Genomic DNA, 24,282 nt, shown 5'->3' on the forward strand with positions numbered 1-24,282 from the left:
GCGCTGGCCGATGGCTGGCTGGGGCGCCGCTCGCCGCCGCTGCGCGTGGAGCGGCAGGCGCCGGGCGTCCTGTCCCTCGGCAGCTGGCGGCCGGTGACGCTGCGCGTGCATAACGGTGCCGCGCGCGATACGGGCGTGGAGGTATTCGACGGCTATCCCGGCATCTGGGACATGGAAGGACTGCCGCACCTGGCGGCCGTGCCGGGCGGCGGGTATATGGATGTGACCTACCGGGTGCGCGCGCAGGAGCGGGGCGACGCGGCGTTTGAGCAGGCGTGGCTGCGGGTGCCGTCGCCGCTGGGCCTGTGGTGGGTGGCGCACCGCATGGGCGCGGCCCAGGAGGTGCGGGTGTTCCCCGACTTCTCGGCCATCCTGCGCCAGACATTGCGCGGTGCGGACCGCAACGCGCCGACTGCGGGCGCGCTGCTGCGGCGCCAGCGCGGCGAGGGCACCGAGTTTCGCCAGCTGCGCGAGTACCGGCGCGGCGACAGCCTGCGCTCGATCGACTGGAAGGCCACGGCGCGGCACCGCAAGCCGATCAGCCGCGAATATCAATCGGAGCGCGACCAGCAGGTCGTGTTCCTGCTCGATACCGGCCGCCGCATGCTGGCGCGCGACGGGGCGACTTCGCACTTCGACCATGCATTGAACGCGGTGCTGACGCTCAGCTTCGTCGCGGCGAAGCAGGGCGACGCGGTCGGCTTGATGAGCTTTGGCGAGACCACGCGCTGGATCGCGCCAGGCAAAGGGACCGTGGGCGTGGACCGCATGCTGGCGGGGGTGTACGACCTGCAGCCCACCGAGACCGCGCCCGACTACGCGCGCGCGGCGCAGGACCTGCTGGGGCGCTTATCGCGGCGCGCTTTCGTCGTGTTGATCACCAATTTGCGCGACGAAGACGACCGCGCCCTGCGCACCGCCTGTGAGCTGCTCGCGGGCCGCCACCTGGTGCTGGTGGCCAGCCTGCGCGAGCGCGCGCTGGACGCGGTGGGGCAGCAGGACGTGGTGGGCTTCGACGCTGCCCTGCGCATGGCGGGCACGGAGATCTATCTGCGCCAGCGGCACGAGGCAATCCGCCAACTGGGCCTGCCGCGCGACCGCTTGATCGACGTGACACCGGAGAAGCTGGGCGTCACGCTGCTCAACCGCTACTACGACATCAAGGAGAGCGGCGCACTCTGATGGCGCGCCGCGGGACGGACCTCAGCGTTGCGCGGAAACGCCGGCCTGGGTATAAGTCTGGTAGGCGGGGACGGCAATCGCAGCGGCGATGCCGATCAGTGGCACGGCCAGGAAGAACCACGCTGCGATGATGACGCCGCGCGTGTTCGGGCCCGGCGGAGGACCGAAGCGGTTGGCCTGCTCCGAGCCGCGCCCGATCATCATCCACAGCCCGATCAGCATGTTCACCAGCGGGATGAACAGCAAGACGGCCAGCCAGCCCGACTGGTCGAGATCGTTCAGGCGGCGGCGCGCCAGCACGAAGCCCGCCACCAGCAGGGCGAGGTAGGCCAGGCCCATCACGATCACCCCGAGCGCGCTCGCGATCAGCGTGGCGACGCCGGCGGCGAAGAACACCACGATGGTGATGCCAAACAGCATGGTGCAATAGCCGAGATAGCGGACCCGGCCGATGCGGCCGCTGGTCTGGAACAGGCTGGGTTGATAGGCTTCGACCGGTGCAAAGCCCAGATCGTTCATCACACCTTCCGGTGCTGCGTACGGATTGCTCACTGCGTTGTCTCCTCTGATTTTGTTAAATCGGCTCTTTGGCCGTGGCGGAGTTATCGCACAGTCTTGCGCTCAACTCAACATTTTTGTGCTGGCGCCGAAACTGAAGTTTAAACTTGACTTTCATGTGAAAGACTTGGATACTGAAGCCTCAACTTCACTTTCGGAGGTCCTGATGAGCAACCCAGCCGTACAGCACCACACCTTCACCATCGAGCGCACGTTTGCCAAGCCGGTGGCCAAGGTCTTCGCCGCCTTCGCGGACGCACAGCGCAAGCGCCGCTGGTTTGGCGAGAGCGCCAACCACGACGTCGAACAGTTCGAGATGCAATTCCAGCCGGGCGGGCGCGAGCAGGCCAGCTACCGGCTGCGCGCGGGCACAGCGTTCCCGGGCGTGGTGATCCAGCGCGAGGGCGTGTACCTGGACATCGTGCCCGGGCAGCGCATCGTCGCGGCCGCCACCATGGCCTTCCAGGGCAAGCCCATTTCCGCATCGCTCGAGACCTTCGAGTTCGAGGACGCGGCTGGCGGCACCCGGTTCACGTTCACGCACCAGGCGGCGTTCTTCGAAGGTGCGGACGGGCCGCAGATGCGCGAGCAGGGCTGGCAGCAGCTGTTCGGGCAGCTGGACGAGGAACTGGCGCGCGGCGGGCAGGGATGAGCACGCAGGCATTGGACTGGGCCGCGGCCGATGGCATCTTCTTCGCGATGGGGGACGCCACCCGGCGCTCGATCGTACGGATGGTGTCGGAGGGGCCGCAGTCGGTGAGCGCGCTGGCCAAGGCGCTGGGCGTGACGCTGACGGCGATCGCCCAGCACGTGCAGGTGCTGCAGGGCTGCGGCTTGCTGCGGACCCAGAAGGTGGGCCGGGTCCGCCTCTGCCAGGCCGACCCGCGCGGGCTGGATGTGCTGCAGCAGTGGGTCAGCATCACGCGCCAGCTATGGGAGGCGCGCTTCGACGCGTTGGATGCGATGCTGGACGAGGAGGACTGAGCGCCGGCTCCTCGCTGCGGTGCCGCTAGGAGGCCTCAGGCGGGCGCTGCGACGTCCGCCACCCCTGCTTTCACCAGGGCCGGGACGGCGACTGCCATCAGAATTCCTGCCAGCGCCGGAATAATGAAAGCCGCCACGGCAGCGGCCACAACCTTGTCGGAATTCGGCGCCGGTGGCAGGCCGAAGCGGTTGGCGTCGGCGGAGCCCGATGCGAACTGGAGCCAGGCCCAGACCACCATGTTCAGGAAGGGTATCAGCAGCAGGATGGCCATCCAGCCGGGCTGGTCCAGGTCCTGCAAGCGGCGGCGCGCCTGCACGAAACCGGAGGCGAGCATGGCCGCGTACCCGGCGAAGATGAGCGTGAGCGCCAATGCCTGGCTCACTGGCAGGAGCGGCATCGATAGCAGGCTCAGCGTCATGCCCATCATCCCGCACAGTGACGAATACGCGAAGTAGCGCAGGCGGCCGATGCGGCCGTTCCATTGCAGGATGCGCGGTTCAGTCGCGCCTGGCGTGAAGGCGGGTGCGGTGGTCAGGGTGGCCGGGCTTGAAACGTAGGGATTGGACACGGCAGTCTCCTTGGCGGGGTGAGGACTGCCGGGATCATACGGGCGCTTTTGTAGCGCGCAGGCCGGTTTGCGCTGCGTCGTGACGTGGCGCGGCATGCGCACCACAAAGCGTCGTCAGCCGCGCTCGTTGATGCCAGCGGCCAGGAACGGCGCAGACAGGACGGCCACCATGATCAGAAGGGCGCAGGCAAACAGGATGTATTCCCGGCGCCCGTTGGGCGGCGGGGGCGGGCCAAAGCGGTTGTGCGCCGGCGTGCCCTTGCCGAACAGCAGGCGTAGCATCAGGCCCAGGTTTACCAGCGGCACCAGGAACAGCAGCAGGATCCACGGCGTCGTGTCCAGATCCTGCAGGCGGCGCCGGGCGAAGACGAGGCCCGCAATGGCGCCCAGCACCGTCACCGCGAGCGGCACCAGGGTGGACACCTGAAGGGCGATACTTTGGGGAACGCGGAGGAACACCATCACGACCGCAACCACAATGGCCACGCCAAAGGTCGCGGCCACCGCCAGCGTGACGTAGGTGAAGTAGCGGATGCGCCCGAGCCGGCCGTTCAGTGCGAACACGTTCGTGTGACCCGGCCCTGCGGGCACGCTGGGCGTGTCGGCGACGGACAGGTCTGGGGCGGCGTAGGGATTGGTCATGCGGGCTCCGGCAGTGGTGGAACGGCTGCCGGAATCATACATGGCTGCCAATCAGCGGACGGCGACCGGGTCGAAGTGCGGATTCTGGATCAGCCCGAGGACGTTCCCGAACGGGTCCTTCAGCTCGGCCACCCTGATGCCTTCGCCAACGTCCTGGATTTTTTCGTGCTCGCTCGCGCCGAAGCCGACGATGCGCGCGACTTCGGCTTCGATGTCGTCGACGCCCCAGTACACCACCGAACCGTGCGTGCCCGGCGTCCCGTCCGGCACCAGCCCCAGCTCGAAGCCGCCGATGGCAAAGCCGACGTAGAACGGCTGATCGAAGTAGGGTTCGGTCCCGAACACCTTGCCAAACCACTCCTTCGCGCGTCCCAGGTCGGCCACGGGATACTTCACGGTGCGCAATCCCTTGATCATTTCAGTCTCCTCCAGAGAAAACTGCATGATGCCATCCGCGCCCAGGCTCGTATTGGAAAAATGGAATCAGACGTCGGCTCAGAAGCGCCCTTCGGCCGCGGCCGCCCTGGCTTGGTATGTCTGCACGGCCGGCACGATGACCGCGGTCGTCATGGCAAACGTGACGACGACGAACAAGGTCCACAGGCCAGCCACTGCGCCGCGCGGATTCGGGGCTGGCGGCGGGCCGAAGCGGTTGTGCTCCATTGAGCCCGGCGCCAGCAGCAGCCACACGTAGACGAACAAGCTGATCAGCGGGAGCAGGGTCAGCGCCTGATTGCTGCTGGCGCGACGGAGGCTGGGTCCTCGGCGGCATTGATGGGTTTGCGCATCACGCGCGGGTGGCGTCAGCGCTGGAGCTGGCTGGGTGAGGCGCCGGTGAGGGCGGTGAAGTCGTGGATCAGGTGGGACTGGTCGTAATAGCCGTGATTGAGGGCGAACGCGGACCAGTCGATCCCGCCGCCAGTGGTCCGCAGCGCGGCATGCGCCGCCTGGAAGCGGCACACCATGGCGAAGCTCTTGGCGTTTAGCCCGACGCGCTCGCGGAACACCTGCGCCAGGTGCTGCCGCGAGACACCCAGCGCGGACGCCAGCGCCTCCACCCGTAGCGTCCCGCGCGACTGCTCGACGAGCTTCACCGCGCGCTGCGCCAGCAGGCCGGCACGGTCCGGCAGGGCGGCGTCCGCGCGCGCCTGCAAGCGCGCCAGCAGCCAGGTCTCGATGACCGCGAGCATCTGCTCCAGCGGCAGCGCGCGCTCCCACAGCGCCGCCGCCAGCCGCTCGGACTCCGCGCGCGGCCACAATTCGTCCAGCGCCGGATGCCCATCCTGCAGCTCCGAGAGCGGCACATCGAAGAACGCCCGCGCCGCCCCCGGCCGGAAGCGCACCGCCACCGTCCGCACCGGCCGCACAAACTCGGCCACGTGCGCCCGCGACATCATCCCCGCCACGAACCCGCCCGGCGCGGCGTCCTGCCACAGGATGTCAATACAATTGTCTGGTAGTACCCGATGCCGCAGCGGCCCGCCGGAGGGCAATGCCTGCGCCGTCCACAGGCAGGCCACATGGGCCGCCAGGGCGGGCGAGGGCGGGAATTCGCGGTACAGGTTCATGGGCCTGCCAGTATAATGTGGGGTTCCAGTCCAACTTCGCGCAGCACACACCATGCAAGACAAATACAGCCACACCGACGTCGAAAAAGCCGCCCAGGACCACTGGACGGCCATCGATGCGTACAAAGCCATCGAAAACGATCCGCGCTTCCCGAAGGGGAAGTACTACGCGTGCTCGATGCTACCGTACCCGTCGGGCAAGCTGCACATGGGCCACGTGCGCAACTACACCATCAACGACATGCTGGCGCGCTTCCTGCGCACCAATGGCTACAACGTCCTGATGCCGATGGGCTGGGACGCCTTCGGCCTGCCCGCCGAAAACGCGGCGCTGAAGAACCAGGTGCCGCCCGCGAAGTGGACCTACGATAACATCGCCTACATGAAGAAGCAGATGCAGGCGATGGGGCTGGCCATCGACTGGTCGCGCGAAGTGGCCACCTGCGATCCTGCGTACTACAAGTGGAACCAGTGGCTGTTCCTCAAGATGCTGGAAAAAGGCATCGCCTACCGCAAGACCCAGATCGTCAACTGGGACCCGGTCGACCAAACTGTGCTCGCCAACGAGCAGGTGATCGACGGGCGTGGCTGGCGCACCGGCGCGCTGGTTGAAAAGCGCGAGATCCCCGGCTACTACCTGGCCATCACCAGCTACGCGGAAGAGCTGCTGGACTCCGTCGTCAACAAGCTCCCGGGCTGGCCGGAGCGTGTGCGCCTGATGCAGGAAAACTGGATCGGCAAAAGCGAGGGTGTGCGCTTCGCCTTCCCGCATACGATCCGCGGCGCCGACGGACAGCTGATCCAGGACGGCAAGATGTTCGTCTTCACCACCCGCGCGGACACCGTGATGGGCGTGACCTTTGCCGCCGTGGCGCCGGAGCACCCGCTCGCGACCCACGCCGGCGCATCGAACCCGAAGCTGGCTGCGTTCATCGAAGAGTGCAAGAAGGGCGGCACCACCGAAGCCGAACTCGCGCTGCGCGAAAAGGAAGGCATGCCGACGGGCCTCTTCGTCACCCATCCGCTGACCGGTGAGCAGGTCGAGGTCTGGGTCGGCAACTACGTCCTGATGACCTACGGCGACGGCGCCGTGATGGGCGTGCCCGCGCACGACGAGCGTGATTTCGCGTTCGCCAAAAAATACAACCTGCCGATCAAGCAGGTCGTGGCCGTGGAAGGCGAGACGTACTCGCTGGACGCCTGGCAGGAATGGTACGGCGACAAGCAGCGCGGCGTGACCACCAACTCCGGCGCCTACGATGGCCTGGGCTACAAGGCCGCTGTCGACAGGATCGCCGCGGACCTGGCCAGCAAAGCCGATGGCGAAAAGAAGACCACCTGGCGCCTGCGCGACTGGGGCGTCTCGCGCCAGCGCTACTGGGGCACCCCGATTCCGATCATCCATTGCGAAAGCTGTGGCGCGGTGCCGGTGCCGGAAAAGGACCTGCCGGTCGTGCTGCCGCAGGACTGCGTGCCGGACGGCTCGGGCAACCCGCTCAACAAGCGCGAGGACTTCCTGAAGGTCGACTGCCCATGCTGCGGCAAGCCGGCCCGCCGCGAGACCGACACCATGGACACCTTCGTGGACTCGTCCTGGTACTTCATGCGCTACTGCGATCCGAAGAACAACGAGAAGATGGTCGACGGCGGCACCGATTACTGGATGCCGATGGACCAGTACATCGGCGGCATCGAGCACGCCATCCTGCACCTGCTGTACGCGCGCTTCTGGACCAAGGTGATGCGCGACCTGGGCCTGGTGAAGGTCGACGAGCCGTTCACCAACCTGCTCACGCAGGGCATGGTGCTGAAGGGCGCGTTCTTCCACAAGCCGGCCGACGCGGGCAAGAACTACTACTGGGAGCACGAGGTCGATGTCATCCGCGACGACAAGGGCCAGATCACCGGCGGCACGCTGAAGAAAGATGGCACGCCGCTCGAATATGAGATGACCACCATGTCCAAGTCGAAGAACAACGGCGTGGACCCGCAGGAGCTGATCGACCAGTACGGCGCCGACACCGCGCGCCTGTTCGTGATGTTCGCCTCGCCGCCGGAGCAGACGCTCGAGTGGAACGACGCGGGCGTGGAAGGCGCATACCGCTTCCTCAAGCGCGTGTGGGCTTTCGGCCATGCCAAGGCCGCGCAGATCACCGGCGGTGGCACGCTGAATGCCGCGGAGCTGAACGAAGGCCAGAAGACCCTGCGCCGTGAGGTCTACAAGGTCCTGCAGCAGGCGGAGCACGACTACAAGCGCCTGCAGTACAACACCGTGGTTTCCGCCGCGATGAAGATGCTCAATACGCTGGAAGGCGCGAAACTGGACGACAGCGCGGCCTCGAACGCCGTGCTGGCCGAGGCCTACTCGATCTTCCTGCGCGTGCTGTACCCGGTCGCGCCGCACATCACCCACAGCATCTGGAAAGAGCTGGGCTATTCAGCGCAGCATGGCGACATCCTCGACGCTCCGTGGCCGCAGGTCGACCCGGCGGCGCTGGAACAGGCCGAGATCGAGCTGATGATCCAGGTGAACGGCAAGCTGCGTGGCTCCGTGAAGGTGCCCAAGGATGCCGACAAGGCCGCGATCGAAGCCGCCGCGCTGGCGACGGAAGCGGTCCAGAAGTTCGTGGAAGGCACGCCGAAGAAGATCATCGTCGTGCCGGGCAAACTCGTGAACATCGTCGCGTAAAAGCTTATGACCATTCGCACGCTCGCCGTCCGCGCCACCCTCGCTCTTGCGCTGGGCGCGTCCGTCGCTTCCTGCGGCTTCCAGCTGCGCGGCAGCGGCGGGCAGTACACGATGCCCTTCCACAGCATCTACCTGGGCTTCTCCGAGACCTCGCCACTGGGCGTGGAACTGAAGCGCAACCTGCGCGCTGGTTCCGCTGTGGTGGTGTCCTCGCCCAAGGATGCCGACGCCCAGTTCGACGTCATCTCGGAACAGCGCAACAAGCAGATCCTGTCGCTGAACTCCCAGGGCCGCGTGCGCGAATACCTGCTGCTCTACACGCTGACCTTCCGCGTGCGCGACAAGGACGGCGGGGAGATCCTCGGCCCCACCGAGATCACGCTCAAGCGCAACCTGGCCTTCAACGAGTCCGAGACGCTGGCGCGCGAATCGGAAGAAGCGCTGCTCTACCGCGACATGCAGAACGACCTGGTGCAGCAGATCCTGCGCCGCCTCGCCGCGGTCAAGACCAAAGCATAAGGACGAGCCAAGCCTGATGCAGCTGCGTCCCGACGCCCTCGACGCCCACCTCCAACGCCAGCTCGCGCCGCTGTACGTCATCACCAGCGACGAGCACTTGCTGGCGCTGGAGGCCGCGGACAAGATCCGCAAGGCCGCGCGCGCGCAGGGCTACACGGAGCGCGACGTGCTGACGGTGGAGCGCAGCTTCAAGTGGGGCGAGCTGCTGGCTGCGAATCAGGCGCTGTCCCTGTTCGGGGACAAGAAGCTGATCGAGCTGCGCATCCCGACTGGCAAGCCAGGCAAGGATGGCGGCGCGGCGCTGCAGGCGTATGTGAAGGACCTGAGCCCCGATAACCTGACTTTGATCACCCTGCCCAAGCTGGACTGGCAGACCGCCAAGGCCGCGTGGGTGGGCGCGCTGCAGCAGGCGGGCATCTACGTCGAAATCCCGAATGTGGAGCGCGCGGCGCTGCCGGGATGGATCGGCAACCGCCTCGCCGCGCAGGGCCAGAGCGCGGACCGCCAGGCGCTCGACTTCATCGCCGACCGCGTGGAGGGCAACCTGCTGGCCGCGCACCAGGAGATCCAGAAGCTCGGCCTCCTGCACGGCGCGGGCAAGCTGGCCTTCGAGCAGGTGCATGACGCGGTGCTCAACGTGGCGCGCTACGACGTGTTCAAGCTGTCCGAGGCGATGCTGTCCGGCGACCCCGCGCGCCTGGTGCGCATGCTGGAAGGGCTGAAGGGCGAGGGCGAGGCGCTGCCGCTGGTTTTGTGGGCCGTCACCGAAGAAATCCGGACGCTGCTAAAATTGAAAGCAGGTGTGGCCGCCGGGCGCCCGCTGGGCGCGTTGTTGAAGGAGTACCGCATTTGGGGCCCGCGCGAGCGGATGATGGAGCCGGCGCTGCGGCGCGTGTCGCTGCCGGTGCTGGAAGCAGCCCTGCAGCAGGCGGCCCAGGTGGACAAGATGGTCAAAGGCTTGCGTTCAAAAGACTTCGCCGGCGACGCCTGGGACGCCATGCTCCAGCTGGCGCTCAAGGTCTGCAAGAACGGCTGACTCCCGCCACCCCGCCGTACCTGCGCTGCCTCGCCCGCGGCGCAGTCCCGATTGAACGCGATTGAACGCGATTGAGCTTGTAGCGCGAGCATCTTGAGTCTCCGATGGACATCACTTCCTACATGAACCAGGTCGGCCAGCAGGCCCGCGCCGCGTCGCGCGCCATGGCCCGTGCCGATACCGCCACCCGCAACCGCGCCTTGCTGCTGATCGCGGACGCCGTCCAGCGCGACGCCGCCTTGCTGCGCGCCGCCAACCAGCAGGACCTGTCCGCTGCCCGCGATGCGGGGCTGGCCCCGGCGATGATCGACCGCCTCACGCTGTCCGATGCCGCCATCGACACCATGGTGGCCGGCCTGCGCCAGATCGCGGAACTGGCCGACCCGATTGGCGAGATCACCAACCTCAAATTCCGCCCGAGCGGCATCCAGGTCGGGCAGATGCGCGTGCCGCTGGGCGTCATCGGCATCATTTATGAAGCGCGCCCTAACGTGACGGTCGATGCGGCGGGCCTGTGCATCAAGAGCGGCAACGCCACCATCCTGCGCGGCGGCTCCGAAGCGATCCACTGCAACCGCGCGTTAGCGAAGATCGTGGCCGAAGGCCTGGCCGGAGCAGGGCTGCCCGAACACGGCGTGCAGGTGGTCGACACGACCGACCGCGCTGCCGTCGGTGCCCTCATCACCATGCCGCAGTACGTGGACGTGATCGTGCCGCGCGGCGGCAAGGGCCTGATCGCCCGCCTGATGCAGGAAGCGACGGTCCCGATGATCAAGCACCTGGACGGCATCTGCCACGTCTACATCGACGGCGCGGCGGATATCGAGAAGGCGCTGCCGATCGCCTTCAACGCCAAGACGCACCGCTACGGCACCTGCAATACGATGGAGACGCTGCTGGTCGCGCGCTCGATCGCCCCGCGCGTGCTGCCGGAGCTGGCGAAGCTGTATGCCACCAAGGAAGTCGAACTGCGCGCGGACGACGAAGCGCGCACCATCCTGCAGGGCTACCCGCATCTGGTGGCGGCGACCGAGGAGGACTGGTCCACCGAATACCTCGCGCCCATCCTCGCCGTGAAAATCGTGGCGGACATGGACGAGGCGATGGACCACATCAACACCTACTCGTCCAAGCACACCGACGCCATCGTCACTGAGAACTACAGCGACGCCCTGCGCTTCCTGCGCGAGGTGGATTCGGCCTCGGTGATGGTCAACGCGTCGACGCGCTTTGCCGATGGTTTCGAATACGGCCTGGGCGCGGAGATCGGCATCTCCAACGACAAGCTGCACGCGCGCGGCCCGGTGGGCCTGGAAGGACTGACCTCTTTGAAATACGTGGTTCTTGGCCACGGCGAAGTCCGAAAATAAGTACGAAGAAAGCCACGCATGCTCTGGATAAAAGCCTTCCATATTGTCTTCATCGCCTCCTGGTTCGCCGGCCTGTTCTACCTCCCGCGCATCTTCGTCAACCTGGCGATGGAAGACAACGCGCCCGCCACCGAACGGCTGCTGCTCATGGCACGCAAGCTGTATCGCTTCACCACCATGCTGGCGGTGCCCGCGCTCGCGCTGGGCCTGTGGCTGTGGCTCGGCTACGGCTTTAATGGCGGCTGGCTGCACGCAAAGCTGGCGCTGGTCATCCTGGTGATTGGCTACCATCACGCGTGCGGATCGCTGCTGAAAAAATTTGAAAATGGCGCGAATAAACGCAGCCATAAGTGGTTCCGGTACTTCAATGAAGTGCCGGTGTTGTTGTTGATGGCGATCGTGATTCTGGTCGTCGTCAAACCGTTCTAACACGAACGGTTTTTACGGACAAAGGGTACTCCTGATGGCATCGTATTTTTGCCCCTGCCCCCGCGGCATGGAAGCGGCACTGGCGGAAGAACTGCGCGAGATCGCGCAGACCAGCACCACCATGAAGGTGCACAACGAAGTTCCGGGCGGCGTGCATGCCTCCGGCGAGATCGCGGATGCGTGGCGCATTAACCTGCACTCGCGCATCGCCTCGCGGGTGCTGCTGCGGATGGCGCAGCGCGGCTACACCAACGAGAACGACATCTACGACCTCACGCTTGAACAGCCGTGGGAAGACTGGTTCAGCTTTCACCACACGATCCGCGTGGACATCACGGCCGTGAAGTCGCCATTGAAAAGCCTGGAGTTCACGACGCTGAAGATCAAGGATGCCATCTGCGACCGCTTCCGCGACCAGTACGGCAAGCGCCCGTCGGTGAACACGCGCGAGCCGGACATGCGCATCGTCGGCTTCCTCGACCAGCGCAACTTCACGCTCTATCTCGACACCTCCGGCGAGGCGCTGTTCAAGCGCGGCTGGCGCGAGGAGACGGGCGACGCGCCATTGCGCGAGAACCTGGCCGCCGGCCTGCTGCGCGTGGCGGGCTGGAAGCCGGGCGTGCCGCTGTTCGACCCGATGTGCGGCTCCGGCACCATCCTGATCGAGGCGGCGCAGATGGTGCAGGGCATTCCGCCCGGCGCGCGCCGCCGCTTTGCCTTCGAAAAGTTCGCCGGCCACGACGCCCAGGCCTGGACGGCCATGCGCACGGACGTGAAGCCGAATCCGCTGCCGTCCGAGCCGACCATCTTCGGCAGCGACATCTCGGGCGACATGGTGGCCATGACGCGCCACAACCTGCGCGCCGCCGGCATCATGTTCGAGGTGCCGCTCAAGCAGATCGAGGCGCAGGAAGTCAAGGCGCCCACCGAGCAGCCGGGCATCCTGCTGACCAATCCTCCGTACGGCGAGCGGATCGGCGTGCGCGGCGACTCCACCATCCCGCAGGACGAGATGGCGACCGGGTTCTATGCCGCGTTCTCCAAAACGCTCAAGCAGCGCTTCGCCGGATGGACGGTGTATCTCTTCACGGCCGACCTGCAGGTACCCAAGCTGCTGCGCCTGAAGGAGTCGCGCAAGACGCCGTTCTTCAACGGGGCGCTGGAGTGCCGCCTCTTCAAGTTCGACATGGTCGCCGGCTTCAACCGCCGCGAAGAAGCGATCCCCAAGCCAAACCCATAACTTCCATTCCCGCTCGTGCGGGAATTTTTTTATGCTTCCCAGTCCCCCAGCCACCGCACCAGTCGACGAACGCCACTACGTCCCCGAGCCACCGCCCAGGCAGCGCAAGCCGCTGACCCAGCGTGGCCTGGCCACGGTGCTGGCCGGGCTTTCGATGCTCGGCCCCTTCTGCATCGACGCCTACCTGCCTGCTTTCCCGGCGATCCAGCGTTCGCTGGGCGCCTCCGCCATCGAAGTGCAGCAGACGCTGACGGCCTACATGCTGGCCTTCGCGGTGATGGTCCTGTGGCATGGCGCGCTGTCCGACGCCTTCGGCCGCCGCAATGTCATCCTGGCCGCGCTGGTGGTGTTCACGGTCGGCACCTTCGGCTGCGCGTCGGCGCATTCGGTGCACTACCTGTGGGTCTTCCGCATCATGCAGGGCATCTCGGCGGGAGCGGGCATGGTGGTGGGCCGCGCCATCATCCGCGACCTGTACGAAGGCGCCACGGCGGCGCGCCTGATGTCGATGGTGACCATGATCTTTTCCATCGCGCCCGCGATCGCGCCCATCCTCGGCGGCTGGATCGTCAAGCTGTCGGACTGGCGCACCATTTTCCTGTGCCTCGTCGGCTACACCTGCGTGCTGGGCTTCGTCTGCTGGAAGCATTTGCCGGAGACGCTGCCGCCGGATAAACGCCAGCCCTTCAACCCGCGTTTCATTGCGGGCGCCTACAAGCAGGTGCTGCGTTCCCCACTGTTCCACATGAAGTCCGGGATCGTGGCGCTCAACTTCGCGGGCCTGTTCCTCTTCATCGCCGCCGCGCCGGAGATGCTGCCCTCGCAACTGCACCTCGGCCCCGACCAATTCGGCTGGCTGTTCATCCCCACCGTGAGCGGCATCTTCACCGGCGCGCTGATCTCCAATCGGCTGGCCGGCAGGATGTCGCAGGACCACCAGATCGAACTGGGATTCGCTTTCCTGATAGGCGCCGCCGGCATCAACACGCTGTACCACGTGTTCCTGCCGCCCGCGCTGCCGTGGTCCGTGCTGCCGCTGTTCTTCTACACGCTCGGCATGTCCATCGTCGCACCGGTCGCCACGCTGATGGCGCTCGACCTCTTCCCCCACATCCGCGGCACGGTCGCATCCTGCCAGTCCTCGGTCGTCACGCTGCTCAGTGCCCTGGTCGCGGGCGTGATCGCCCCGGCCCTCGCCGAGTCGGTGTTGTGGCTGACCATCGGCCAGCTCCTGTTTACCTGCGGTGCCCTGGCTTTGTGGTTGACCTCGGCGCGTTATCGGCGGATCATCTCGGACTCTCAACGAGTGGCGTAGGAAACACAATTTTCCAGAAGTATTGTTCCGCAAGGGAAATTTCGTGTATATATGCTAAGATCGTTGTTGAAATTGCAGAATAGCTGCGTTTACACACGTCTGTTCTTTGATTTCGCACAAAACTAAAAACATAAAAGAGGTGCAGCCAAACCATCGCTGCATCACCGGGGAAACTGTATCGGGCGCTTGTCCAACTAGACAATGCATCAAACGGACCAAGACATTCGCAACCGCCTGCTGATCGCCCGTCTGCCGGCCATGCCGCAGATACTCATCAAATTGATCGAGCATCTGCAGGCGGACGATTTGGGCATGCCGGAGCTGGCGGCTTTGGTGTCGAAGGACGCGGGCATGACCGCGAAGATCCTCGGCGTCGCCAACAGCTCGGCGTACCACCGCAATACGCGGACCATCGGTCTCGAACAATCGCTTGTCACGCTCGGCACGGACATGATCAAGACGCTGGTGATCAGCGAGTCCGTGTTCCAGACCTTTAACAGCTTTCCCCATTCCGGCAGCACCGACCTGCGCGCATTCTGGAAAAGTTCGCTGACCGCGGCTGTCATCGCGCGCGAACTGGCGCGCAAGATCGAATACGCGCACGTGGAAGAGGCCTACCTCGCGGGCCTGCTGCACAACGTCGGCCGCCTCGCGCTGCTGGCCACCGCGCCGAAAGAGTACGCATATAACTTCACCGCGCGCGACGACGAGAACCTGTGCGCGGTCGAACAGCGCACGCTCCAGATCACGCACTCGGAAGCGGGTGCCTGGCTGATCGAACGCTGGCAGCTCGATTCCTTCCTGGCCGATTCGGTCCTGTACCACCATGAACCGGCGTCCCGCCTGGAGACGGCGCACCCGCTGATCCGCGTGGTGCGCCTGGCGCATCTGCTGACCCATCATGCTGACGAAGAAGGGCAGATCGACGATGCGCTGGCGCTGTGCGGCATCGACCGCGACACCGCCGACCAGCTGATCGCCAGCGCCGCCAAGCAGGTGGACAAGGCCGCGAGCCATCTCGGCATCGACCTCGCAGGCGCGGACGACATCCCGCAGCCGCCGGCCTTTGCCCCGCCGCCGCCGGACCCGGTGCAGCAGCGCCTGTCGGAAGAAGTGCGTAACCTGGTGATGGTGTCGGAAGTCGGCCAGGCCTTCGCACGCCAGCAGGGCGAGACCGGCCTGCTGGAAGCGGTGCTGCGCTCCGCGCGCATCCTGTTCGATCTCGAAAACGCCGTCGTCCTGATGGAGAACCCGACCGGCCAGGCGCTGGTGGGCATCCCGATTGGCGACCAGCAGCGCATCGCCGAATTCGCGATCCCGCTGTCCAAGGGCGGCACCGTGGCGGAAGCCGCGCTGGCCCGCAAGCTGGCCTTCGTCAATCGCGGCACGCCGGACCTGTCACTGGCCGAAGAGCAGCTGTTCCGCATGCTCGGCACCGAGAGCCTGGTGTGCCTGCCGCTGGTCGCGGGCGCGCGCTGCCTCGGAGTGCTGATCGGCGGCCTGGCCTCCTGGCAGGTGGCCGCGACCCAGCGGCGCCAGAGCTTCCTCACCGCCTTCGGCACGCAAGCGGCGAGCGCGCTGGAAACCGCGATGTCCGAACGCGGGCATGCGCGCCGCCAGCTGGCCCACGTGGCCGAGGAATACCGCGAAGCCTCGCGCCGGCTGGTGCACGAAGTGAACAACCCGCTCTCAATCATCAAGAACTACCTCAGCGTCCTGGATGGAAAGCTGACCCGCCAGGAGCCGGTCAAGGGCGAGATGTCGATCCTGAATGAGGAGATCGACCGCGTCGGCCAGCTGATCTCGGGTCTCGCCGACCTGCAGCCCACCGGCCTGCCGAAGGGGCACACCGACGTCGCCAAGGTCACCGAAGACGTGCTGCGCCTGTTCCGCGCCTCGAACTTCGTGCCGTCCGCGGTGCAGATCGTGGCCAGCATGAATGACGAGCCGACCGCCATCGAAGGCGATGCGGACATCCTCAAGCAGATCCTGGTGAACCTGGTGAAGAACGCGATCGAAGCGCTGCCGGGCGGTGGACGCATCGAGATCCTGAATCGCGGCCACGTGAACCGCGACCGCAAGCTGTACCTCGAGATCTCCGTGGCCGACAACGGCCCGGGCATGCCGCAGGACGTGCTGGCCAACCTGTTCTCGCCGGTGCGCTCGACCAAGGAAGGCGCGCACCACGGCCTGGGGCTGTCGATCGTCCACAGCCTCGTGAAAAAGATGAATGGCCTGGTGAGCTGCCGCAGCAGCCGGGCCGGCACCACCTTCGACATCCTGCTGCCGATCGGCAGCGCCAGCGCGGGCGCGGCACCGAACACCGCGCCTTCGATCCAGTACAAATAAGAAGGTCGACCGCATGAATCCGACTCCCGCCAATGTGATTTCGGCCCTGAGTCAAGGCGCAGCCAGGACGATGGAGGGCGACAGCCTGCCGCGCCTGCTGCTGGTCGACGACGAACCGCGCCTGCTCGCCTCCCTGTACGAACTCCTGCGCGACAAGGACTATGAGCTGGTCACCGCCACCACCGGTGCCGAAGCCGTCGCGCAGCTGACCCGCATCCGCTTCGACCTGGTGCTGCTGGACCTGCGCCTGCCGGACATGAGCGGCCACCAGATCATGGACTTCATCAACGAGCGCAGTATCGACTGCGACGTGATCGTGATGTCCGGGGACGTCGGCATCGAGGCCGCCATCGGCGCCCTGAAACGCGGCGCCTACGATTACCTGCGCAAGCCCTACTCGCGCGAAGAACTGCTCAAGACGGTCGCCAACTGCATCAAGCAGCGCCGCTTGGCGGTCGCGCACGCGCGCATGGCCGCGCAGCTGGAGACGTCCGAGAAGATGTACCGCTACCTGGTGGACTCCTCGCCGGACATCATCTACACCCTGAACCACGAGGGCAAGTTCACCTTCGTGAACGACCGCGCCTACCAGCTGCTGGGCCTCACGCGCGAAGAGCTGATCGGCAAGCACTACTCGATCCTGGTGCATGAGGAAGACCTGGAGCGCGCGCGCTACGTCTTCAACGAACGCCGCGTGGACGAGCGGGCCTCGCGCAACGTCGAACTGCGTTTGAAGTGCTTCAACGGCAATGGTCTGGACCGCACCTTCAACAACACGCTGATGACGATCTCGCTGAACTCGATCGGCATGCACGTGGCGGACGGCGACGTCACCAAGCACGAATTCTTCGGCACCTACGGCGTGGCGCGCGACATCACGGACCGCAAGCGCGCCGAGGAAGTGATCTCCTACCAGGCCTACCACGACATCCTGACCGACCTCCCGAACCGCATGCTGTTCAAGGACCGGCTGGGCCTCGCTGTGATCCAGGCGAAGCGCAAGCTCACCGAGCTGGCGGTGATGTTCATCGACCTGGACCGCTTCAAGCTGGTGAACGACACGCTCGGCCACGTGAAGGGCGACGAGCTACTGCAGCAGGTGGCGATCCGCCTGAAGGACTGCCTGCGCCGCGGCGACACGCTGGCGCGCCAGGGCGGCGACGAATTCACCATCGTGCTGCCGGAGCTGCGCGACCGCGACGACGCCCGCACCATCGCCGACAAGTTCCTGGAATGCCTGCACAAGCCCTTCGACCTCGATGGGCACGAGGTGCACATCTCGGCCTCGATCGGCATTGCCGTCTACCCGAGCGACGGCGAGACCATCGACGAGCTGCTGCGCCATGCGGACATCGCGATGTACCAGGTCAAGGCGCAGGGCAAGAACGGCCACTCGTTCTACCACGAGGCCATGCTGGACATGTCGCACCAGAAGATCCAGCTGGAGCAGGCCCTGCGCAAGGCGCTGGAGCAGAACGAACTGGAGATGTACTACCAGCCGCAGATCGACGTGGCCACCGGCCGCATCATCGGCGCCGAAGGCCTGATGCGCTGGAACCACCCGACCCGCGGCCTGCTGACGGCTGGCGAGTTCCTGCCGTTCGCGGAAGAGAATGGCCTGATGCTGCCGATCTCGGACTGGATGCTGGGCGCCCTGTGCCGCGACCTGCTGATGTGGAATGCGAACGGCGGCGGCGACCTGCGCCTGTCGCTCAATCTCTCCCCGCAGTACCTGGACCGCGGCGACTTCTTCGAGAAGATGCGCGGGGCGCTGGTGCGCTACGGGATTTCGCCGGCGCAGATCGAGGTGGAGATCACCGAGAACATCTGCATCCGCAACCCGCAGTATGCGATGGAGCAGCTCAACAAACTCGGGCAGCTGGGTGTCTCTGTGGCGATCGACGATTTCGGCACCGGCTACTCGTCGCTGTCCTACCTGCACCGCTTCCCGGTCCACACCATCAAGATCGACCAGTCCTTCGTCAAGGAGATCGGCGACGAGAACGGGCACTACCCCGTCATCCTCGCGATCATCTCCATCGCACGCGGCCTGGGGCTGAACCTGATCGCGGAAGGCGTGGAGACGGACGTGCAGGCGCGCTACCTGCAAGCCAACGGCTGCACCACCATGCAGGGCTACCATTACTACCGCCCGGTCTCGCTGACCTCCTTCATCGGCGTGCTGCAGGAACAGGGCGGCACCCCGCAAGAGGACAGCGGCGACGGCCCGCGCCTCGCGATCCAGGCTTGAGGTGCGCATGATGCCGACCCAGGCCAGCCATGGCGCCAATGGCGCCGCTTCCAATGACGCGCACTACACGGCGGAATACCTGCGCCTGAAGGCGCTCGCCGAACGCGGCGTCGCCAACGCGCAGCACAGCCTCGGTTTCATGTACGTGAACGGCCAGGGCGTGCCGAAGAACGACCAGATGGCCGTGCACTGGTACCTCAAGGCCGCGCAGGCGGGGCTCGAACACGCGCAGTACAACCTCGGCGTGATGTTCCAGAAGGGCCAGGGCGTGCCGCAGGACCTGGCGCAGGCCGTGCACTGGTACCAGCAGGCGGCGGAGCAGGGCTACGCGGCCGCGCAGTACAACCTGGGCTGGCTGTATGCCAAGGGGCAGGGCGTGGAGCAGGACCCGATCCAGGCCATGCACTGGTTCAGCAAGGCCGCCGAGCAGGGCGACGCGGGCGCGCAGAACAACCTGGGCATGATGTACGAAACCGGCAAGGGCGTGCCGCAGGACTTCCGCGAGGCGATCGTCTGGTACCGCCGCGCCGCGGAGCAGGGTTATGCGCGCGCCCAGTTCAACCTGGGCCTGCGCTACGACACCGGGCAGGGCGTGCAGCACGACCCGCAGCAGGCCGTGTCCTGGTTCCGCAAGGCCGCGGAGCAGGGCTATGCGCCGGCGCAGTTCAACCTCGCGCTCAAGTTCGACAAGGGCCAGGGCGTGCCGCAGGACAGCCGCAAGGCCATCGCCTGGTACAAGCGCGCGGCCGAACAGGGGCATGCGAGCTCGCAGTTCAACCTCGGTTTGATCTACGACTCGGGCCACGGCATCGAACGCGACGAGGCGGCGGCGCTGGACTGGTTCCGGCGCGCGGCCGCCCAAGGCCACGCGGGCGCGCAGGACAACATCGGCCTGCGCTACGAGCACGGGCAGGGCGTGCGCCAGGACTTCGAGGCCGCAGCCGAGTGGTACCTCAAGGCGGCGGAGCAAGGCTCGGCCAGCGCGCAATATCACCTCGCGCTGCTGTTCGATTCGGGCCATGGCGTTCCACGCGACCCGGCGCAGGCGGTGGACTGGTGCCGCAAGGCCGCCGAGCAGGGCCACCTGCGCGCGCAGTTCGACCTCGGGCTGCGCTTTGAAGGCGGTAACGGCGTGCCGCAGGATTTCAAGCTGGCGATGACGTGGTATTTGCGCGCGGCGGAGCAGGAATACGCGGCGGCGCAGTTCAGCGTCGCGCGCCTGTTCGACGACGACGACGCGCAGATGCTGGATACGAACCAGGCCTACCACTGGTACCGCAAGGCGGCCGACCAGGGCCACCCGCACGCCGAATTCGCGCTCGGGCTGCGCTATGACAGCGGCCTGGGGACGCAGCAGGACTACGACGCCGCGCACTTCTGGTACCTGCGCGCGGCGCGCCAGGGCCATGCACGCGCGCAGTTCAACCTGGGGTTGATGTGCGCGTCCGGCCACGGTACGGCGGAAGACCTGATGCAGGCCTACGGCTGGCTACTGCAGGCGGAGCGCAACGGCTACCCGGCCGCCACGCGCTACCTGCGCCACGTCGAGAGCCGGATGCCGCCCGAGCAGCTGGCCCACCTGCGGGCCCGCCTGCTGGGCGCGGAGCCGGCCGCCGCGTAATTCCCTCCGCACGTTTGTCCAAGACAAAAGCGCGCTCCTGATCCCGAACGGTGGTAGACTACTGTATAAACACACAGTGGTCACGCATCGCCATGGAACTCACCGACAAGCTGCAAGTCCTCGCGGACGCCGCGAAGTACGACGCGTCCTGCGCCAGCAGCGGGGCGCCCAACCGTTCGTCGGACGGCAAGGACGGATTGGGCGCGACCAATGGCATGGGCATCTGCCACAGCTACACGCCGGACGGGCGCTGCGTCTCGCTGCTGAAAATCCTGCTCACCAACTTCTGCGTGTACGACTGCCAGTATTGCGTCAACCGCCGCAGCTCCAACGTGCCGCGCGCGCGCTTTTCGGTGGACGAGGTGGTGCGGCTGACGGTCGACTTCTACCTGCGGAACTACATTGACGGGCTGTTCCTCAGCTCCGGCATCATCCAGTCCTCCGACTACACGATGGAGCAGCTGGTGGCGGTGGCGCGCACGCTGCGCGAGGAGCACCAGTTCCGCGGCTACATCCACCTCAAGACCATTCCCGATGCCGACCCGGCGCTGATCGAACAGGCGGGCAAGTACGCGGACCGCCTGAGCGTGAACATCGAGCTGCCGACGCAGAGCAGTGTGGAAAAGCTGGCGCCGGAAAAGAACGTCCGCACCATCAAGCTGGCCATGGGCGCGATTCGCGGCAAGCTCGATGAAAAAGAGGCGGAACCCAAAGCGCCCAGGTTCGCGCCCGCGGGCCAGAGCACCCAGATGATCGTGGGCGCGGACGCCAGCGACGACCAGACTATACTGACCACCGCCGAGACGCTGTACAGCAGCTACAAGCTGAAACGCGTGTACTACTCGGCTTTCAGCCCCATCCCGCAGAGCCCCAAGTCGGTGCCGCTTGCGCCGCCGCCGATGCTGCGCGAGCACCGGCTGTACCAGGCCGACTTCCTGCTGCGCAGCTACGGCTTCCAGTCGAAGGAACTGCTGCCTGCTGGCGGCGGCAACCTGGCGCTGGACATCGATCCCAAGCTGGCGTGGGCGCTGCAGAACCGGCACCTGTTCCCGCTCGACCTGAACATGGCCGACCAAACGATGATCGCGCGCGTGCCCGGGATCGGCCTGCGCAACGCCAAGCGCATCGTGGAGCTGCGGCGCGTACGGCGGGTGCGCTATGCGGACCTCGCGCGCCTCAAGTGCAGCATGAAGAAGATCGCGCCCTTCATCGTGGTGGCGGACTACCACCCTGCGCGCGACACCACGCCCTCCGAAGCGCTGCGCCGTGCACTGGCCGACACGCCGCCCCAGCAGATGAACCTATGGCCGGAACTGCAGGCCGCATGACGGCATTCACCGGCGGCGCTGACGCCCCGGACGCGGCGGGCGGCAACGGCCTCTCGGCATCGCAGTCGGCGGCCGCCGGCTTTGCGGTGTGCGTCGCCTCGTTCGCGGAGTGGCGGGACGCGGCGCGCGACCTGCTGCTGCACGGCGTGGCGCCGCACGAAGTCCAATGGGCGGGCGAAGGACAGGGCGGGGACCTGCTGTCCACCGGCGCCGCCGCCCCAATCCCGCGCGGCAAGCCGGGCGATGCCGCTACACTGGCCCCGTCCACTCAACCGCACCTGCCGCGCACCCTCATGGAGATGCTGCAAACCGCCGCGTGCTGCCGCGTGCCCGACCGCTGGGGTCTTCTGTACCGCGTGGTGTGGCGCTGGCAGCAGGGAGAACACGATGTGATGTCGCCCGCCGACCCGGACGGCGCGCGCCTGGCCGGGATGGTGAAAGCGGTGTCGCGCGAGATCCATGACATGCATGCCTACGTGCGCTTCCGCGAGCGGCCAGCCGATGCGGGCGCACCGCGCTTCGTGGCCTGGTTCGAGCCCCAGCACGACGTGCTGCCGCAGGTGGCCGGGCACTTCAAGCGCCGCATGGGCGGCACCAGCTGGATGATCGCCACGCCGGATGCCACGGTGATGTGGGACGGCGCCACCCTGCACACCACCGGCCCGCTGCTGCGCGGCCCGGCCGACATCGAGGACGCGGGCGAGGCGCTGTGGCTCACCTACTACCAGAGTATCTTTAACCCCGCACGTTTGAACGCACCGCTGATGCAGAGCCATATCCCGTCGCGCTTCTGGAAGAATCTGCCCGAGGGCGCGGTGGTACCCCACATGGTCAGCGCGGCGGCGGCGGGCGCGCGCAAGGTCGGGCAGATGGAAGCGGTGGGCCAGCGCAAGGGCCGCGTCATCCCGGTGGCGGCGGAGGATGCGCAGCCGGAGCGCCAGCAGCCTTCCACCCTGGACGAGTGCCGCCGCTGCGAGCTGTGGAAGAACGCCACCCAGGGCGTGGGCGGACAAGGCGCGCGGCACGCGAAAATCATGGTGGTGGGCGAGCAGCCCGGCGACCAGGAAGACATCGCGGGCCTGCCTTTCGTCGGCCCGGCGGGCCAGCTGCTGGACCGGGCGATTGCCCAGGCCAGCGTGGACCGCGCGAAGCTGTACATCACCAACGCGGTCAAGCACTTCAAGTGGGAGCCGCGCGGCAAGCGCCGCCTGCACAAGACGCCCGCCCAGCGCGAGATCGACGCCTGCCACTACTGGCTGGAGGGCGAGCTGGCGAGCGTGAAGCCGAAGGTGGTGGTGACCTTGGGCGGCACCGCGCTCAAGGCGGTGCTGGAGGACCCCAAGGCCACGCTCAAGGATGCGATGGGCGAGCCGTTCCTGCACCAGGACCGCTGGATCGTCGCGACCTATCACCCATCGTATGCCTTGCGGGTGCCGGACCACGAATCACGGGAAGCGGCCTTCAACGCCATCGTGGTGGCCTTCGAACGCGCGCGCCAGCTGGCGGGCAAGTAGCGCGCGTTCCCCCACCCGGGGGCAGGGGCCTCGGTCTCAGTCCACGAATCCCTTGGCGCGGACCATCTCGGCCACATCCTCCTGGCCGTAGAACTGGCGGACTTCGACCGGCCGCTGGCAGGCCGCCGAGGCCTTGCGGCCCCATTCCATCGCCGCGTCCATGTCCGGGGCTTGCAGCACCCAGAAGCCGCCCACGTATTCCTTGGCTTCGATGAAAGGCCCGTCGGTCAGCTGGGACTTGCCGTCGGCCTGGCGGCGCACGGTCTTTGCCTTGGCCGGCGGGTGCAGGCCGCCCATGAAGACGATCGCGCCCGCGGCGCTCATCTCCTCATTGAGGGCATCGACGGCGTGGAAGACCTCGGGGCCGTCCGAGAACGGCTCGTAACCGACGGGGTGGTGAATCGCGACGAGAAATTGCGGCATGTTTGTCTCCTTGGTGAGGTGGTGGTGAGTGCTCATGCCACCACGACGAACGAGGATGCCAGATTTCGACAGCAAACTTCAACTATCGTGCCGAGTTGTCAGCTTGGCGCGCGCCGCGTAGAATGCGGATGCTCACGCGGGTGTAGTTCAATGGTAGAACTCCTGCTTCCCAAGCAGATAACGTGGGTTCGATTCCCATCACCCGCTCCACTTCCCGTTTTACCCTCCCCAGCTGTGCCATACTTGCCAATCCCATAACAGGAGATGGCATGAGCACCCGTTTTCTCAGCGCGTCACAGATCCGTCCCGCCCAGGGCATCGACATCGTCCGCATCGGCGTAGCGCTGGTGATCCTGATGCATCCGCTGCACGGCTTCCTGCATCCGGAAGATATCGGGGCGTTTGGCGGATTCTTGTCCGGCCTCGGCTACCCGTTCGGCGTGCCGCTGGCGTGGACTGTGCTGGTGGTACAAACCGCATGCAGCCTGCTCATGCTCGTCAACCGGCTGGTGGTACCGGCGTGCGTCGGCCACATCGTGGTGGTGCTGTTTGGGATGGTGCACGTCCACTACCGCAACGGGTGGTTCGTGGTCGGTGGCGGCACCGGCGGCATGGAGTGGCCTGCGATCCTGCTGGCCTGCCTGCTCGGCGTGCTGTGGGCGCACTTGCCGCGGCGCGCCTAGCCACAGGCGCCG

At 66.3% G+C, this 24,282-nt stretch carries 23 protein-coding genes and 1 tRNA gene; 17 read left to right on the plus strand and 7 right to left on the minus strand.

Features of this window, described 5'->3' with window-relative positions:
• Nucleotides 1-1,182 (plus strand): DUF58 domain-containing protein (locus E4L96_RS21685; RefSeq protein WP_135209305.1); only part of this gene is annotated, 1,182 nt, incomplete at its 5' end.
• Nucleotides 1,183-1,203: 21 nt separating this feature from the next.
• Here E4L96_RS21685 and E4L96_RS21690 read toward each other — a convergent pair.
• Nucleotides 1,204-1,734, minus strand: coding sequence for a DUF805 domain-containing protein (locus E4L96_RS21690; protein ID WP_135209306.1), 531 nt, complete (start codon nt 1,732-1,734; stop codon nt 1,204-1,206).
• A gap of 172 nt (nt 1,735-1,906) precedes the next feature.
• Here E4L96_RS21690 and E4L96_RS21695 point away from each other — a divergent pair, with 172 nt between their 5' ends.
• Both E4L96_RS21695 and E4L96_RS21700 read left to right on the plus strand, forming a co-directional pair.
• Complete coding sequence (locus E4L96_RS21695) at nt 1,907-2,392, plus strand: SRPBCC family protein (RefSeq protein WP_135209307.1); 486 nt, start codon at nt 1,907-1,909, stop codon at nt 2,390-2,392.
• Nucleotides 2,389-2,724 carry an ArsR/SmtB family transcription factor gene (locus E4L96_RS21700; protein WP_135209308.1) on the plus strand — a complete coding sequence of 112 codons (336 nt, stop codon included), beginning with the start codon at nt 2,389-2,391 and terminating at the stop codon, nt 2,722-2,724. The genes E4L96_RS21695 and E4L96_RS21700 overlap by 4 nt, the downstream gene beginning before the upstream one ends.
• 35 nt (nt 2,725-2,759) lie before the next feature.
• Here E4L96_RS21700 and E4L96_RS21705 read toward each other — a convergent pair whose 3' ends face one another.
• The 5 genes from E4L96_RS21705 to E4L96_RS21725 all read right to left on the minus strand — a co-directional run bounded on the left by E4L96_RS21705 (nt 2,760) and on the right by E4L96_RS21725 (nt 5,503).
• Nucleotides 2,760-3,293 (minus strand): DUF805 domain-containing protein, encoded by a 534-nt coding sequence (locus E4L96_RS21705; protein ID WP_167758772.1) that lies wholly within the window; start codon nt 3,291-3,293, stop codon nt 2,760-2,762.
• Between the two features lie 114 nt (nt 3,294-3,407).
• Nucleotides 3,408-3,935 carry a DUF805 domain-containing protein gene (locus tag E4L96_RS21710; RefSeq protein ID WP_167758773.1) on the minus strand — a complete coding sequence of 176 codons (528 nt, stop codon included), beginning with the start codon at nt 3,933-3,935 and terminating at the stop codon, nt 3,408-3,410.
• Between the two features lie 51 nt (nt 3,936-3,986).
• Nucleotides 3,987-4,352, minus strand: a complete 366-nt coding sequence (locus E4L96_RS21715) for a VOC family protein (protein ID WP_135209311.1) — start codon at nt 4,350-4,352, stop codon at nt 3,987-3,989.
• Between the two features lie 78 nt (nt 4,353-4,430).
• Nucleotides 4,431-4,637, minus strand: a complete 207-nt coding sequence (locus E4L96_RS21720; RefSeq protein ID WP_135209312.1) for a hypothetical protein — start codon at nt 4,635-4,637, stop codon at nt 4,431-4,433.
• A gap of 101 nt (nt 4,638-4,738) precedes the next feature.
• A complete protein-coding gene (locus E4L96_RS21725) occupies nt 4,739-5,503 on the minus strand; it encodes a helix-turn-helix transcriptional regulator (protein WP_135209313.1) in 765 nt (254 codons plus the stop codon).
• 52 nt (nt 5,504-5,555) lie between these two features.
• On the opposite strand from E4L96_RS21725, the gene leuS reads away from it, so the two are divergent.
• The 12 genes from leuS to E4L96_RS21785 all read left to right on the plus strand — a co-directional run bounded on the left by leuS (nt 5,556) and on the right by E4L96_RS21785 (nt 23,164).
• Entirely contained in the window at nt 5,556-8,192 is a 2,637-nt protein-coding gene (leuS, locus tag E4L96_RS21730) for a leucine--tRNA ligase (protein ID WP_135209314.1), read from the plus strand.
• A 6-nt stretch (nt 8,193-8,198) separates the two neighbouring features.
• Complete coding sequence (locus E4L96_RS21735; protein WP_135209315.1) at nt 8,199-8,711, plus strand: LPS-assembly lipoprotein LptE; 513 nt, start codon at nt 8,199-8,201, stop codon at nt 8,709-8,711.
• A 16-nt stretch (nt 8,712-8,727) separates the two neighbouring features.
• The gene (gene holA, locus E4L96_RS21740; protein WP_135209316.1) at nt 8,728-9,747 is read left to right on the plus strand and encodes a DNA polymerase III subunit delta; all 1,020 of its coding nucleotides are present in this window, start codon (nt 8,728-8,730) and stop codon (nt 9,745-9,747) included.
• Nucleotides 9,748-9,851: 104 nt separating this feature from the next.
• Entirely contained in the window at nt 9,852-11,117 is a 1,266-nt protein-coding gene (locus tag E4L96_RS21745; protein ID WP_135209317.1) for a glutamate-5-semialdehyde dehydrogenase, read from the plus strand.
• 18 nt (nt 11,118-11,135) lie between these two features.
• Complete coding sequence (locus tag E4L96_RS21750) at nt 11,136-11,546, plus strand: CopD family protein (protein ID WP_135209318.1); 411 nt, start codon at nt 11,136-11,138, stop codon at nt 11,544-11,546.
• A 34-nt stretch (nt 11,547-11,580) separates the two neighbouring features.
• Nucleotides 11,581-12,786 carry a THUMP domain-containing class I SAM-dependent RNA methyltransferase gene (locus tag E4L96_RS21755; RefSeq protein ID WP_441359657.1) on the plus strand — a complete coding sequence of 402 codons (1,206 nt, stop codon included), beginning with the start codon at nt 11,581-11,583 and terminating at the stop codon, nt 12,784-12,786.
• A 31-nt stretch (nt 12,787-12,817) separates the two neighbouring features.
• Nucleotides 12,818-14,101 (plus strand): multidrug effflux MFS transporter, encoded by a 1,284-nt coding sequence (locus tag E4L96_RS21760; RefSeq protein ID WP_135209319.1) that lies wholly within the window; start codon nt 12,818-12,820, stop codon nt 14,099-14,101.
• Between the two features lie 201 nt (nt 14,102-14,302).
• Entirely contained in the window at nt 14,303-16,450 is a 2,148-nt protein-coding gene (locus E4L96_RS21765) for an HDOD domain-containing protein (RefSeq protein WP_229414694.1), read from the plus strand.
• Between the two features lie 70 nt (nt 16,451-16,520).
• A complete protein-coding gene (locus E4L96_RS21770; RefSeq protein WP_229414696.1) occupies nt 16,521-18,701 on the plus strand; it encodes a putative bifunctional diguanylate cyclase/phosphodiesterase in 2,181 nt (726 codons plus the stop codon).
• 7 nt (nt 18,702-18,708) lie between these two features.
• Nucleotides 18,709-20,322 (plus strand): SEL1-like repeat protein, encoded by a 1,614-nt coding sequence (locus E4L96_RS21775; protein ID WP_307721658.1) that lies wholly within the window; start codon nt 18,709-18,711, stop codon nt 20,320-20,322.
• Nucleotides 20,323-20,414: 92 nt separating this feature from the next.
• Nucleotides 20,415-21,650 (plus strand): putative DNA modification/repair radical SAM protein, encoded by a 1,236-nt coding sequence (locus E4L96_RS21780; RefSeq protein WP_135209321.1) that lies wholly within the window; start codon nt 20,415-20,417, stop codon nt 21,648-21,650.
• Nucleotides 21,647-23,164 carry a UdgX family uracil-DNA binding protein gene (locus tag E4L96_RS21785; RefSeq protein ID WP_135209322.1) on the plus strand — a complete coding sequence of 506 codons (1,518 nt, stop codon included), beginning with the start codon at nt 21,647-21,649 and terminating at the stop codon, nt 23,162-23,164. Before E4L96_RS21780 ends, E4L96_RS21785 begins: the two co-directional genes overlap by 4 nt.
• A gap of 36 nt (nt 23,165-23,200) precedes the next feature.
• Here the strand turns inward: E4L96_RS21785 and E4L96_RS21790 are convergent, their stop codons facing one another.
• Nucleotides 23,201-23,587, minus strand: coding sequence for a YciI family protein (locus E4L96_RS21790; RefSeq protein ID WP_135209323.1), 387 nt, complete (start codon nt 23,585-23,587; stop codon nt 23,201-23,203).
• Nucleotides 23,588-23,723: 136 nt separating this feature from the next.
• On the opposite strand from E4L96_RS21790, the gene E4L96_RS21795 reads away from it, so the two are divergent.
• Nucleotides 23,724-23,797: transfer RNA gene (locus E4L96_RS21795), tRNA-Gly, on the plus strand.
• A gap of 59 nt (nt 23,798-23,856) precedes the next feature.
• Nucleotides 23,857-24,270, plus strand: a complete 414-nt coding sequence (locus tag E4L96_RS21800) for a DoxX family protein (protein ID WP_135209324.1) — start codon at nt 23,857-23,859, stop codon at nt 24,268-24,270.
• Nucleotides 24,271-24,282: the final 12 nt, after the last annotated feature.

This window comes from Zemynaea arenosa, assembly GCF_004614185.1.
In the GTDB taxonomy this organism is placed as follows: domain Bacteria; phylum Pseudomonadota; class Gammaproteobacteria; order Burkholderiales; family Burkholderiaceae_D; genus Telluria; species Telluria arenosa.

Bases quoted from the DNA above. Each gene is read 5' to 3' on its own strand.
- E4L96_RS21695 (WP_135209307.1), top strand. From the start codon at position 1,907: ATGAGCAACCCAGCCGTACAGCACCACACCTTCACCATCGAGCGCACG.
- E4L96_RS21700 (WP_135209308.1), top strand. From the start codon at position 2,389: ATGAGCACGCAGGCATTGGACTGGGCCGCGGCCGATGGCATCTTCTTC.
- E4L96_RS21710 (WP_167758773.1), bottom strand. From the start codon at position 3,935: ATGACCAATCCCTACGCCGCCCCAGACCTGTCCGTCGCCGACACGCCC.
- E4L96_RS21715 (WP_135209311.1), bottom strand. From the start codon at position 4,352: ATGATCAAGGGATTGCGCACCGTGAAGTATCCCGTGGCCGACCTGGGA.
- E4L96_RS21725 (WP_135209313.1), bottom strand. From the start codon at position 5,503: ATGAACCTGTACCGCGAATTCCCGCCCTCGCCCGCCCTGGCGGCCCAT.
- leuS (WP_135209314.1), top strand. From the start codon at position 5,556: ATGCAAGACAAATACAGCCACACCGACGTCGAAAAAGCCGCCCAGGAC.
- E4L96_RS21735 (WP_135209315.1), top strand. From the start codon at position 8,199: ATGACCATTCGCACGCTCGCCGTCCGCGCCACCCTCGCTCTTGCGCTG.
- holA (WP_135209316.1), top strand. From the start codon at position 8,728: ATGCAGCTGCGTCCCGACGCCCTCGACGCCCACCTCCAACGCCAGCTC.
- E4L96_RS21745 (WP_135209317.1), top strand. From the start codon at position 9,852: ATGGACATCACTTCCTACATGAACCAGGTCGGCCAGCAGGCCCGCGCC.
- E4L96_RS21750 (WP_135209318.1), top strand. From the start codon at position 11,136: ATGCTCTGGATAAAAGCCTTCCATATTGTCTTCATCGCCTCCTGGTTC.
- E4L96_RS21755 (WP_441359657.1), top strand. From the start codon at position 11,581: ATGGCATCGTATTTTTGCCCCTGCCCCCGCGGCATGGAAGCGGCACTG.
- E4L96_RS21760 (WP_135209319.1), top strand. From the start codon at position 12,818: ATGCTTCCCAGTCCCCCAGCCACCGCACCAGTCGACGAACGCCACTAC.
- E4L96_RS21765 (WP_229414694.1), top strand. From the start codon at position 14,303: ATGCATCAAACGGACCAAGACATTCGCAACCGCCTGCTGATCGCCCGT.
- E4L96_RS21770 (WP_229414696.1), top strand. From the start codon at position 16,521: ATGGAGGGCGACAGCCTGCCGCGCCTGCTGCTGGTCGACGACGAACCG.
- E4L96_RS21775 (WP_307721658.1), top strand. From the start codon at position 18,709: ATGATGCCGACCCAGGCCAGCCATGGCGCCAATGGCGCCGCTTCCAAT.
- E4L96_RS21780 (WP_135209321.1), top strand. From the start codon at position 20,415: ATGGAACTCACCGACAAGCTGCAAGTCCTCGCGGACGCCGCGAAGTAC.
- E4L96_RS21785 (WP_135209322.1), top strand. From the start codon at position 21,647: ATGACGGCATTCACCGGCGGCGCTGACGCCCCGGACGCGGCGGGCGGC.
- E4L96_RS21790 (WP_135209323.1), bottom strand. From the start codon at position 23,587: ATGCCGCAATTTCTCGTCGCGATTCACCACCCCGTCGGTTACGAGCCG.
- E4L96_RS21800 (WP_135209324.1), top strand. From the start codon at position 23,857: ATGAGCACCCGTTTTCTCAGCGCGTCACAGATCCGTCCCGCCCAGGGC.